This window comes from Komagataeibacter sp. SM21 (assembly GCF_041402665.1).
Taxonomy (GTDB): domain Bacteria; phylum Pseudomonadota; class Alphaproteobacteria; order Acetobacterales; family Acetobacteraceae; genus Komagataeibacter; species Komagataeibacter saccharivorans.
In genome coordinates this window covers 28,062-41,393 of the sequence record NZ_JBGLOV010000021.1, presented here as the reverse complement: position 1 = coordinate 41,393, position 13,332 = coordinate 28,062, and the positions used below count along the sequence as shown (strand labels likewise).

The window sequence follows — 13,332 nt, the reverse complement described above, 5'->3', positions numbered from 1 at the left end:
GTAAAGGGAAAACACGCCAAGATCGCCATTACCGCAATCATGCGAAAGCTCATCGTCCTCGCAAACGCCCTGCTTCACAAAGATCGGCTTTGGATGCCAAAAGCCGCTTGACCACAACGGATACTCTCAATGGTATTGAGGCATATCTGGTCAAAGCTGCCGTAGGTGAAAGAGATGAAACTGGCACCCTGATCCAAACCAATATGGATTACGGTGGTGGCACCATTGGTCAGGGTCATGGAGAAACCGTTCGTATCCGGCCTTTGCTGGATATCCTGACCGATGCCAAAGTCAACAAGGTTGATGTGTTGAAGATCGACATTGAAGGATATGAGGACCGGGCTTTAATGCCCTTTTTCAGGGATGCACCCTCAACCTTATTTCCCTCACACATCATCATGGAATACAGCGAGAGTGATCGCTGGCAATCAGACCTGATGGGCAAACTGGCTCAGGCTGGATACCGTCAAACGGCACGTAGCAGGGGTAACGCCCTGCTATCACGCAAATAGGGGAGAACAGGTAAAATTAGCGGGTAGGTGGTTACGACCACCGACCCGTTTTTGTATGTTTGTTCGTTGGTATATCAGCGATAAATGCTACGTTTTGGGACTTTTCAAACAGTCACTTACCCTGCTTCTGGCAACAGGATTCCGGGGTTCTCTTGGGCCGTTATGACATTACATGCGCTACGTTCAACACGCGCATTGCGGCTTTGGGGTAACAGTCATACCGGAACGACAGCGACCCCTTGCAGGACGCAACCGTTCATCAGTTATCGGAACCGACAGAAGCGGGAACAGGCAAAAGCCGTTTCCTCAAGGGTTATCTATCCCTGACCGGTAAAGTCGGAAATATTGATATCTTCCCTCCATACACATCGGCGCCGTGGCGTCCATTTTTGGACATCACAGCGCCGGATACCATGCAGAAAAGAAGAACCTTGACGATGGTCCGCCGCCGGGGCTGCCAGTAATGCAGCCCCGGCGGCGGCGGGGTCCTATCGGTTGAGCAGGTAGAACAGTCCCGCAGCGATCGTAATGGTGACAGGCAGCGTGCAGACCCATGCCAGCGCGATCTTGACCAGCATGCCCCGGTTGATGCCCGAACCGGAACCAAGCATGGTGCCCGCGATACCCGCCGTAATGATGTGTGTCGTGCTGACAGGCAGGCCGGTATAACCAGCCGTGGCGATCAGCCCCGCGCCCACCAGTTCAGCCGATGCACCCTGCGCCGGGGTCAGGTGCGTATTACCGATTTTTTCGCCCAGCGTATGCACGATGCGCTTGTAGCCGATCATGGTGCCGATACCCAGGCACAGGGCGCTGAGCAGCCGCACCCACCACGGCGCGTATTCCACCACCGGGCGCATCTGGTTGCCCAGCGTCTTGGCCATCGCGCGTTCCTGCGCGGATGCCTGCGGGTTCGCGGCAACGGTTTTCAGCCCGGCCACGACTTCATACAGGTCGGCACGCAGTTCGGAAGGCACGACCTCATCCGGCGCGGTTCTGGACAGGCGGGTAACGGAAGCAACCGCTTCGTCACGCAGGCCATCATGGTCATACTGCTGGATCAGCGGGGTAGCGTTTGTCGCATACTCCGCGATGTGGACAATATGCGGCGCGCTGTTGGGCGCCAGCGCGAAGGTCGCGGGCAGGATACCGATGATGGTCAGCATGATCAGGCCAATGCTTTTCTGCCCGTCATTGCTACCGTGGGAGAAGCTGACACCGGTGCAGGTCAGGATCAGCAGTCCGCGCACCCAGCCACGCGTCGGCCTGTCACCCTGCGGGGGCTGGTACAGTTCCGGATCGCGCACAAGATGGCGGATTATGAAATACAGCCCACCCGCGCCAATCAGGCCCAGCAGCGGCGAGATGGCAAGGGCGCGCAGGATCTTCCATATCTGCGACCAGTCCACGCTGTTGCCCAGATCGCGGGTATGCAGCAGCGCATCCCCGATCGCTATGCCGATCAGCGCGCCAATCACGCAATGCGAACTGGAGTTCGGAATCCCGAACCACCATGTAAACAGGTTCCATGCCAGCGCCGTGCCGAACAGGGATATCAGCATCGGCACCGCCGGATCGCCATTGGGTGGGGACAGCACGTCGGCGGGCAGCAGTTCGACCAGACCGTACGCAACACTGATCCCGCCCAGGATAACCCCTACGAAATTCATGCACCCCGACCAGATCACAGCCGTGCGGGGTTTAAGCGATCTGGTATAGATAACGGTGGCGACCGCATTTGCCGTGTCGTGAAATCCGTTTACGAATTCAAACACGCAGACAAGCGCGAAGCACACGACAAGCGCGATTATGGAAAATGTGGAATAGGGTGCAAAGTGAAGCATATAACTACACACAGAAAGTTATTGTTATTTGCTTTATAAATAATTTTAAGGACGAATTTAAGTCACCGCACCTGATCTTCATATAATATTCATATTTACATAATCATGCGCTTTATTACGTGATCGCACCTGTTCAGAAGGGGGCGGGACATTACTTCCAGCCCGCTGCGTGACTGGAGATAACGTCCCATAAAAACATCCGTAGAAAACGGCCTACCGGTTCAGCCGCGTCACCAGTAACTGATTGATGCGGAAACCTTCCACATCGACCACTTCAAAACGGAAACTGACCGTGTCCACCCGGTCCGCCTTACGCGCCATGCGCCGCAGGCGGTGCAGGACAAAACCGCCAATGGTGTCAAAAGGCGCGCTTTCATCCAGATCGAACGCATCCAGCGCGCGCCGCACATCCCCGATCGTGGCGGCACCGTCAATCAGCCACGATGTCGCATCGCGGCGCACGATCAACTGCTCCTCAAACGGATTGGCAAGTCCGCCCATCAGCGCGCCAAGAATGTCCTTGAAGGTGATAAGCCCCATCACCAGCCCGTATTCATTCACCACCAGCGCGAAACCCACGCCATGGGTATCGAACTGCGCCAGCGTATCCCACAGGTTTATGGTCTCGGGCACCGACAGGACATCGCGGCGCATCTGCACGATCGGGTTTTCCCGTGGCGCAGGGGCGTCCTGATCGTCCGGCGTGGACAGGACGCCGGGCCTGCGGTCCACCACGGCGGCCAGCACGTCTTCCGCCCGGATGGAGCCTATGACGTTATCCAGTCCCCCATCACACAGGGGATAGCGTGAATAGGGCTTGGCGCGGACCTTGTCCTTCTGCATCTCGATGCTTTCCTGCAGATCGAGAAACACGATTTCATCACGCGGCGTCATGGCGGATGTGATGGAACGGTCCTGAAGCCCCAGAACGTTCTGGATCATCTGGTGTTCCTGTTCCAGCAGGACACCCGAAGCCGTGCCCGCGGCCAGAATGGCGCGCAGGTCTTCCGGCGTGACCGGCTCGACACCGGATGCTGCGGGAATTTTCAGGGCGCGCAGGATCGTATCGGATGTGCGCGAAAATACCCACACAATGGGATAAAGCAGTTTCAGCGCCGCCGCCGGGAACCAGCCCACCGCCAGCGCGATCTTGTCGGGCGCGTTCATGGCTACGCGCTTGGGCAGCAGATCGGCAAACAGGACGAACATGCCCGTTACCAGCACGAAGCCGAACGCCGAGGCCAGCGTCTGCGCCGTTGCGATGCTCAGGCCCCAGTGGACCAGATACTGATACAGCGGCGGGGCGATCATGCCGGAACTGATGATACCGCCCAGAACCCCGACCGCGTTAAGGCATATCTGCAGGACGGTAATGACCTGCCCGCTGTTGCGCCGCAGTTTCAGGAACGCGACAGCCCGTTCATCACCCGCTTCCGCGCGGGACTGGAGCCGCACATCGCGGGCTGCGGCAAAAGAGACTTCGGAAAGCGAAATAAAAATATTAAGCGCGACCAGCATAACAAGCGATACCAGCCCCGACAGAAACAAAATCACACAGCACCTATGGAAGAATATTTAATTCATCATATCATGAACTGGCGATTACCTAACAGGATAAAGGTTTTTGGTCCGGGAATTTTTTGTTAAGATTTCAGGCATGTTTACCGTAACCAGACCACGCCTGTTCCCGGCCATGGCCTGCAACGCGGACACATCCCCACTGTTTCCATAAATCCCGATGCCAGCAGGCGCATTTTACTAAACCGTGCCCGGTTCGGGCGGGCCGGAACCCGGACCGGGCGCACAAGCCCACAAAAGCGCAGGCAACAGGCCGTTATTGCCGGGGTGAGAGGGCCTGCACCAGTTGCGCCACCACCGCTTCCAGCAGCGCGCGATCCCTGTCGGTGAACCTGTCACGGCGCGGACTGTCGATGTCGAGCACGCCCAGCAGTTCGTTGCCCATCACGACCGGCACCACGATTTCCGAAGCCGATGCCGCGTCGCAGGCAATATGACCGGGGAAAGCATGCACGTCCGGCACCACCACTGTCTGCCGGTCCCGCGCAACCGTGCCGCACACGCCTTTGCCAAACGGGATGCGGGTGCAGGCCACGCGCCCCTGAAACGGCCCAAGCACAAGCTGGCCATCCTTTGCCAGATAGAAGCCCGCCCAGTTCAGGTCCGGCAGGGCTTCAAATATCAGGGCGGCGATATTGGCCATGTTCGCGATCATGTCGCCCTCACCCGCAACTACGGCGGATACGGTTTCAGGCAGGGTATCGGGCGTTACGCGCCGGTCGGGTGCGGTCATGACTGTGTTCCTCTGGACAATGGGCGGACAGGGGACACTACTGTAACGCACCGGTCAATCACCCGGCCACATGGGGGGAAGCCGGACGGAATGCTTCTATCCCATCGATACCTCCACCGCATGGGTATTGCCGTCATCGAGCATGTCGATACTGCCGGTGGCCGGTATGCTGACCCCATCCACGCTGACAGTGCCGATCCCCCGGCACAGATGGGCGGGATTGAGCACGGTAATGTTGTAAACCGCACTGCGCCAGCGCAGCGTGACTTCAAAACGCGGCCAGTCATGGGGAATGCACGGGTCAACCCGCAACTGCGTGCCATGCACCCGTATGCCAAGGATGGTCTCGATCCCCACACGCTGCATCCATCCCGCCGATCCCGTGTACCACGACCACCCACCCCGCCCGACATGCGGTGGCTGGGAATAGACATCGGCGGCGATTACGTAGGGCTCCAGCCGGTAACGCGCGGCTTCCGTGGTATTCAGCGCATGGTTGATCGGGGTAAGGGTGTGAAACAGCGACTGCGCGCGGTCCCCGTCGCCCAATGCCGCCACGGCCATGACCGTCCACAGCGCGGCATGGGTATACTGGCCACCATTTTCACGGATGCCGGGCGGATAACCGCGGATATAGCCCGGATCAGGCCCCGTGGTATCGAAGGGCGGCGCAAGGACAAGGATCAGCCCTTCATGCTGGCGGACAAGACGCGACAGCACGGACCCCATGGCATGTTCGGCACGTTCGGGTGACGCAACGCCTGACAGCACCGCCCATGACTGCGAAATCGCATCAATCTGGCATTCCGCGCTGATATGCGACCCAAGCGGCGTGCCATCGTCAAAATAGGCACGCAGGTACCAGTCGCCATCCCATGTCTTTTCCAGCGCCACGGCAAGGGCCCGCGCATGGTCCTCCCACGCGCGGGCGCGGACCAGATCGCCGCGCGCGCGGGCCAGCGGGATAAAGGCGTTCAGGGTGGCATGCAGGAACCAGCCCAGCCAGACACTTTCCCCCTTTCCGTGCTCGCCCACACGGTTCATCCCGTCATTCCAGTCGCCCGTGCCCATAAGCGGCAGGCCATGCGCGCCAACAACCAGACTGTGATCCAGAGCACGGGCACAATGTTCGAACAATGACCCGCTTTCATCCGATATGGTCGGAACCGTGAAACGGTCATGTTCGGTAATGGGAAGGGGCGGGGCCACCAGAAAGGGGAGGCTTTCATCCAGCACACCCGTATCGCCCGATGTCGCGACGTAATGCGCCACGGTATAGGCAAGCCATGCCCGGTCATCGGAAATATGGGTGCGCACGCCCGCCCCGGTCTGGGGCAGCCACCAGTGTTGCACGTCGCCTTCCACAAACTGGCGCGAAGCCGCGCGCAGCAGGTGCGCGCGGACCAGATCGGGCCGTGACAGCACAAGGGCCATGCCATCTTGCAACTGGTCGCGGAAGCCATAGGCCCCACTGGCCTGATAGAAACCCGCACGGGCCTGCACGCGGCTGGCCAGTGTCTGGTAAAGCAGCCAGCCATTGAGCATGATGTCCATGCTCCGGTCGGGCGTGCGGACCTGCACGGATTGCGTAATCCGGTCCCAATGCTGGCGGACATCGCGCAGCACACCATCCAGATCCACGGTGCGGTACCGGGCCACGAGGTCACGGGCCTGATTGATGTCCGCCCCCTCGCCCAGCAGGAAGACGATTTCCGCTTTCCCACCCGGCGGCAGGATCACCACCGTCTGCACCACCCCGCACGGGTCCAGCCCAGCACCCGTGCGCCCCTGCACGCCATCGGCATGGGCGAAGGCCGCCGGGTGTTCGACGGTGCCGTTACGCCCGACAAAGGCCGTGCGGTCGCCGGAACTGGCGGTCAGATAGCCGCCGATATCGGCAAAGGCCACGCGGTTTCCGTAATCCGCGCTCCACGGGTTGCGGGCAAACAGTGTGCCGGTTTCCTCATCCAGTTCTGTGGAAACAAAGGCCGCCGACGTGCTGCGCGCCCGCCCCAGCACCCATTCGACATAGGCGGTGATGGACAGCGTGCGGGAATGATCGGACAGGTTGCGCAACTGGATGCGCGTAATCTTGACCGGGTCCGCCACGGGCACGTATTGCAGCAGCGTGCTGGCCACCCCATGGGCAATGCGTTCCTGCCGCGTATAGCCGCGCCCATGCGTGGTAACGTAGGTCGCCGCGCGGTCGCGCCGGACGGCGGCGGCGGGGCACCACAGCATGCCGGTGCTTTCATCGCGGATATAGAAAATCTCGCCCGCGTGGTTGCTGACCGGATCGTTGGACCATGGCGTGATCTGGTGTTCGCGGCTGCTGCCCGACCATGTATAGCCACTCCCCTCCCCCGACACCTGAAAACCGAAGGTGTCGTTGGTGATGACATTGATCCACGGCGCAGGCGTGGTCTGTCCCGGCGCCAGCACGATCACGTATTCCTGCCCATTGCGGGCAAAGCCGCCATGGCCGTTGAAGAATTCAAGTTCCGGCACGGGCGGGGCGGCAAAGGCCGAAGCGGGCGACGGCGTGGGGGCAAGGGTGGGCAGGAACGTACGTTTTGCGGGAACCCTTGCATAATCAAGCTGTTCCGCCAGACCCCGATCGGCCACCAGCACCACGCGGGCGACCGACAGGATCAGGTCACGCATGGCGGGGGTAAGCAGGTCGGCGCGCAGCACACGCACGGTGCCCGCATTCCCCCCGCTCTGTGTTACGGAATGGACAAGCTGGTCCAGTGCCGCCTGAAGTTCCTGAAGGTAGGAGGATGGATGTTCGTTCAGCACGACAAAATCCACCGCCACCTGCTTGAGACGGAAATATTCATGCGCCAGCAGCAGCAGGCGCACGATGGCGGTATTCGACGCCTCGCGTATGCGCAGCACAAGAATGGGCAGGTCGCCCGAAATGCCCTGTTCCCACAGAAGCGGCTGTGCCCCCGCCCCCTTCGCGATCGCGGGCGGACTGGCCCGCAGCGCCGGCCCGGCAAACAGGATATGTCCCGCCAGGCGCTGGAACAGATCCGCCGTGGCGGGCGTGATGTCCAGATGGCGCAACTGCACCTGCGCCTGTGTCCAGGCAAGGGTGCGCACACGCTCGAATGCGGCATGGTCGCGGTGCGTGTCGATCAGGTCCAGAAGCGCTTCGCGCGATGGCGCGGCCATGGTCCAGAACGCGATGCGGCCCATGGTGCCCGGACGGATGGAAAGGGGAACGCGGATGGAAAAGATCGGGTCCAGCACGCTGCCCGTATGACCGGCCAGCGCCCCGTCACCCATCACGGCCACGGGCCGGTGCACCGTGCGCTCGCGTCCAAGGAAGCAGGCGCGGTCGGTTTCCACCTCTATGGCAGTACTGCATACCACCAGATGGGCGACCCATATTTCCGCCTCGTCCGGTGTGCGGCGGCGGCGGGTCGCGATCAGGGCGCGCGCGGCATGCAGGTATTCGGTATGGACGAAAAGCTTGGTAAAGGCCGGATGGGCCAGATCGCCAGCCTGCGCCAGCAGCGCCAGTTCCATATAGGATGTCACATCGATATCCAGCGGATCGCTGCCCGCGTTGAACAGGGAAAGCTGGCGGACTTCGGCATCGTTCTCGGCCGAGACAAGGACTTCCAGCCGCGTCGTAAGCGTCCCGTCACGACGGGCGAATTCGGCGCGGTCTTCATGGAAGGCCACGGCATATTCTTCGGGCGACGGACCACAGGGCTGCACGCCCGCCGACCAGACCTGTCCCGTCCTGCGGTTTTTCAGGTACAGGTACGACCCGTAATCATCGCATGTCGTATCTTCGCGCCAGCGCGTGATGGCCTGACCGTTCCAGCGGCTGTAACCCGATCCCGCCGCCGTCAGCATGACCGTATAGCGGCCATTGGACAGCAGATGGGTGACAGGCTGGGGCGTATCGGCGCGTTCCAGATACCGCCCCGCCGGGGTGGAGACGGCGTGGACGGTGGGATGCGTATCCTCCTCGAACGGTAGCGGGCGGGCGACCGCGCCGGTACGGGGGGCGCGTTCCTGCAGCAGCAGTTCGGCGGACGCCACGACCGGGTCGGAATGAAAGCGCGTGCGCATGACGCCATTCATGATGGCGTCCGCCACCGCAAGGATGGACATGCCCTGATGATGCGCCATATACGCGCGCACGATTGCCACCCTGCCCTGATCGGGAACACGATCGGGCGTGAAGTCGAGTGATTCGTAAAATCCGTACTGCCCCAGCGCCCCGGTCTTTTCCAGCACGTACAGATTGGCCACCGCCTTCTGCGGGTCAACCATCGCTGCCAGCATGGTGGCGTAGGGGGCCACCACCCGGTCCAGCCCCAGCCCGCGCTTGAACCCCAGCCCCGGCACGCCGAAATTGGAATACTGGTACGTATAGTCCAGATCCCGCACGTTATAGGCGGATTCCGAAACCCCCCACGGAATGTCATGCGTCTGGCCATAGGCGATCTGGCGCTGCACGATCAAGCCGTTGGTCTGTTCCAGCAGGCTGCCCACCGGCGCACGCATGACGAGCGAGGGCATGAGGTATTCGAACATCGACCCCGACCACGAAACCAGCGCCGCGCCATTGCGCACCGGCGTAATCGACCGGCCCAGCCGGAACCAGTCATGCGCGGGCATGTCGCCCTTGGCGATGGCGAAGAACACCGCCAGACGCGCTTCGGACGCCAGCAGGTCATAACAGTTGGTGTCCTGCGTATCCTCGGCCACCAGATATCCGATGGACAGCAGCTTGCGCGACGGATTGCACAGGAAATGGAAATCCATCTCCTGCGCCATGGTCCGGGCCTTCTGTGCGATGGTTTCCAGCCTGCTGGTCAGCGTGGCATGCAGGTCCGTATCAAGGTCGCGCATATGGCTTTCCAGCGCGCGCAGCGGGGCCGTGACCCAGAATACGCGGTCGGCAATACGGTCGGTGCCCCCGGCGGCCACGTCAGGGTGCATGCGCGCTACATGTTCCGCAGCCCCCGCGGCATGACGGTGCAGGGCCGCCAGTTCGGCGGTTGATTTGCCGGGGGTGGACAGGACCGCGTTTTTCAGTCCTGTCAGCAGGCGCAGCAACTGCCGCTCCGCCGCCGTGTGGCTCTGCCGGACGCCACGATCGAATGTCAGGTCGGCAATGGCGATGTTCAGCGCATCGGCAATCCCTTCGCGCCACGTATCGGTTTCAGGCCCCGCATGCTGCCAGCCCTGACACGCACTGGCCAGCGCGATCAGGTGGCCCGCCATGTTGCCACTGTCCACGCTGGAAACATAGATCGGTTCCAGCGGGCGCAGATCATCGGTTGCATACCAGTTGTAGAAATGCCCCCGGTAGCGCGGCATGGTTTCCAGCGTGCTGAACGTCGCTTCCAGCCGGCTGACGGTATCGGCCAGGCCGGTCCAGCCAAAATCATGCGCGCTGGCGGTACACAGCAGGTAAAGGCCGATATTGGTGGGGGAAGTACGGCGGGCCAGAACGGGGGATGGATCTTCCTGAAAATTATCCGGCGGCAGCATATGGTCCGCCGGGGTGGTGAAGGTTTCAAAAAAGCGCCACGTCCGCCGCGCGGTCATGCGCAGGGTGCGGATATCGGTGCGGGACGGACGCGAGCGGGCCGCGATGACATGCGTGCGGCTGGCCCACATGGCCACGGCGGGCGAAAAACTCCACAAAACCGCCACCGGCACCGCCAGAAACAGGCTCCACGGCGCCCATATGGCCACACACAGCGTAATCCCCCCCGCCAGCAGGGGGGCAACGGACATGCGGCCATAATAACCCGCCAGACCCGACCGCAGCAGCCCCGCGATCTGGGCTGCGGGCACCCATTGCAGCATATGGCGGCGCGTAATGAACACACGCACCAGCGTACGCGAAATCGCATCCCCCATAAGACAGGCCTGATGGGCCAGAAAGGTGACGTTCAGGAACGTCATTACGGCGGATTCAGCACTTTTTGCGCCAATAACGCTAAGATAGCCGCGCAGCGTAATCCATTCCCGCCGCGGGATGATGTCCGGCAGGACCGGCAGGAACGCAGGCAGGGCCATGCCCAGCAGCACGAACGCCGTCCACACCACCGCCGCGTGCAGCGGCAGGAACCACCCTGCGACAAGGGCCACCAGCGCCAGTGGCGTGACCAGCGTGCGGCGCAGGTTATCGAGCATCTTCCATAACGCGATGCCCGAAAACCGGTCGCGCACCGGCGCGTTGCGCCGCGCGATGCCGGACATGATCCACGGCAGCAACTGCCAGTCACCGCGTGTCCAGCGGTGCATCCGCTGGGCCGCGACAAGGTAGTCGGTGGGGAAATCCTCCACCACCTCCACATCCGTCGCAAGTCCGGCGCGGGCGAATATGCCTTCAAACAGGTCATGGCTCAGCAGGGTGGATTCCGGCACACGCCCGGCAAGGGCCGCCTCGAACGCATCAATGTCGTATATGCCCTTGCCCGCGTACGACCCTTCGCCAAACATGTCCTGATACAGGTCGGACACGGCGGCGGAATAGGCGTCAATGCCGCTGGCGCTGGCGAATATGCGCTGGAACAGGGTGCTGTGATGCCCCACCGGCAGGGATGGCGTGACGCGTGGTTGCAAGATGGCGTAGCCTTCACGCACACGGCCCGCCACGGGGTCGAAGGCGGGGGCGTTGAGCGGGTGGGCCATCTTGCCGATCAGGCGGCACACCGTTTCCAGCGGCAGGCGGGTATCGGCATCCAGCGTGATGATATACCGGACATTGGCGGGCAGCGGGGCGGCAGGCGCAAGGTAGGTGGTATCCGTCGCGCCGCGCAGCAGGCGGTTGAGTTCATGCAGCTTGCCGCGTTTACGCTCCCAGCCCATCCAGACCTGTTCGCTCTCGCTCCATGTCCGCCTGCGGTGCAGCACGTAAAAACGCATTCCGCCGGGTGCGGGCCCATATTTGCGATTAAGGCTGGCCACCCTGTCCAGCGCCAGATCCAGCAGGCGCTGGTCATCGGGGGCATCGGGGCTGTGGAAATCGGTCCAGTCGGTCAGAAGGGCGAAGTGAACGGAGTCATCGCGCGTGGCGAGGTAATGGACCTCAAGCCGCGCCAGCAGGGCGGTGAGCGTTTCTTCCGTGGTCATAAGGGCGGGTACGACGACCATGCTGCGCAGGGTGGCGGGAACACCATCACGGAATTCCAGCCCCGGCAGGGCGGTGGCGTGGATCGCTTCCAGCGCCAGCCGGTTTACACAGGCCACCGCAGCTTCCGAAACCGGCACGAAGGCGAGCACCGCCAGCAGCCACGTCATACCGCTTGCACCATCCGATGTCAGCCACAGGGGCACGGCAAGGAAAAGCAGCGTCAGCAGGGTCACGACAATGCTGTAGGCCGCGATGCCACGCGCGCAGAACAGCCGCACCATCTGGCTTGACAGGGGCGGACGGAAGCCGATTGCCGCTTCCAGTTCCCTGCGCCCCGCCATAAGCAGAAGGTAATAGCCGGGATCGGCCCGGCGCGGGTCATGACCGTCCACGGCTGCCGCCCGGCGGGCCATGCTGACGGACAGTTCGGCTATCGCCATCTCGCTATGGTCACTGCCACGGGCCAGATCCTCGATGGCCTTGCGGTACAGGTCACGGCTGGCGAAATCGGCCTGGGTGAAGCTGGGGTAGCTGTCAAAGATCCTGTTGACCAGACAGACATGGTCGAAGGCTTCGGTCCAGTCGAAACCTGCGATCAGGCGCAGGCTGGTGATGATGTTGCGGATGGTGGCGTTGAAGGTGCCCTGTTCCTGCAGGTCGTCGCGCACGGCGTCTTCAATGCTGGTGCCCCTGTCCGCCAGCCGCTGTCCAAGCCAGACAAGGGCGGGGTCCTTTTCGGGGTCCAGCCCGCGCGAACGATGGGCAAGCTGGGCGATGAAGGCACCGTTCAGCACGCCGGGGTCAACGGTGGCGAGGAAGGCGGCCATCGCCGATGGCGTATCCTTGCGATAGCCATCCAGACTGTCGGCCAGCATGTCGGCTTCGCGCCTGCTGGCGTTGTTGGCCATGATCGCGCTGACCACGCGGCGCAGGTTTTCAATCAGCACGATCCGCAGCGTGATCGGCACCGCCCAGAGTTCACCAATCGTCAGTGGCGTCACGCCCTGATACGCCAGCAGGTAGTTATACAGGGTTTCGGGCTGGATATTGCTGTCCGTATGGGCCACCAGCGCCCATGTCACGCCAAACACACGGGGCAGTCCGGCAAAGGGACCGCTGGCCAGCTTGGGCAGGCGGGCATAATAGCGCGGCGGCAGGTCCAGTGCGATTTCACGGATCTGCATGTCAACCAGCGCGTAGTTATCCGCCAGCCATTGTGCGGCGGGCGTCAACTGCTTGCCCGCCTGAAGGGCCTCGGCAATCCTTTCATCCGCGGCCCGCAGGAATGCGCCATTGTCCGCAAGGCGGCGGGCCAGTGAATGACCCTGCCCCCGCATATGGGTGCGGGGCGTTATGGTCTGCGCGGCGGCAAGGCTTCTGGCATGGGCTTCCAGCCGTTCCATGCCGAAAATTTCGCTTTTGACCGGCGCGAAATCATCCTGCCACGTAAGCTGGGAAGGCTGACCAGACAGGCGTTCGAGCCACGAGCGGGGCATGGCCCGGAACGCGCGATCGGCCTGATGGGGTAACGCGGGATTTCCGTCCATGCTC

Annotated in this window: 5 protein-coding genes and 1 pseudogene; 2 read left to right on the top strand and 4 right to left on the bottom strand. The window is 62.0% G+C overall.

The genetic code is table 11. From position 1 onward, the window contains the following. A pseudogene (locus ACBR42_RS17230) lies at positions 1-111 on the top strand (IS110 family transposase); the annotation flags it as partial. Continuing rightward, positions 90-512, top strand: coding sequence for an FkbM family methyltransferase (locus ACBR42_RS14910; protein ID WP_408887026.1), 423 nt, complete (start codon positions 90-92; stop codon positions 510-512). The pseudogene ACBR42_RS17230 and the gene ACBR42_RS14910, both read left to right, overlap by 22 nt. 488 nt (positions 513-1,000) lie before the next feature. Here the strand turns inward: ACBR42_RS14910 and ACBR42_RS14905 are convergent, their stop codons facing one another. The 4 genes from ACBR42_RS14905 to ACBR42_RS14890 all read right to left on the bottom strand — a co-directional run bounded on the left by ACBR42_RS14905 (position 1,001) and on the right by ACBR42_RS14890 (position 13,328). Beyond that, positions 1,001-2,356 carry an inorganic phosphate transporter gene (locus ACBR42_RS14905; protein ID WP_110547357.1) on the bottom strand — a complete coding sequence of 452 codons (1,356 nt, stop codon included), beginning with the start codon at positions 2,354-2,356 and terminating at the stop codon, positions 1,001-1,003. A 213-nt stretch (positions 2,357-2,569) separates the two neighbouring features. Then, positions 2,570-3,910, bottom strand: coding sequence for a hemolysin family protein (locus tag ACBR42_RS14900; protein WP_174234175.1), 1,341 nt, complete (start codon positions 3,908-3,910; stop codon positions 2,570-2,572). A 280-nt stretch (positions 3,911-4,190) separates the two neighbouring features. Beyond that, positions 4,191-4,667, bottom strand: a complete 477-nt coding sequence (locus ACBR42_RS14895) for a GAF domain-containing protein (RefSeq protein WP_371208526.1) — start codon at positions 4,665-4,667, stop codon at positions 4,191-4,193. 96 nt (positions 4,668-4,763) lie between these two features. Further along, positions 4,764-13,328: a GH36-type glycosyl hydrolase domain-containing protein gene (locus ACBR42_RS14890; protein ID WP_371208525.1), complete on the bottom strand. Its 8,565-nt coding sequence runs from the start codon at positions 13,326-13,328 to the stop codon at positions 4,764-4,766. Positions 13,329-13,332 lie beyond the last annotated feature (4 nt).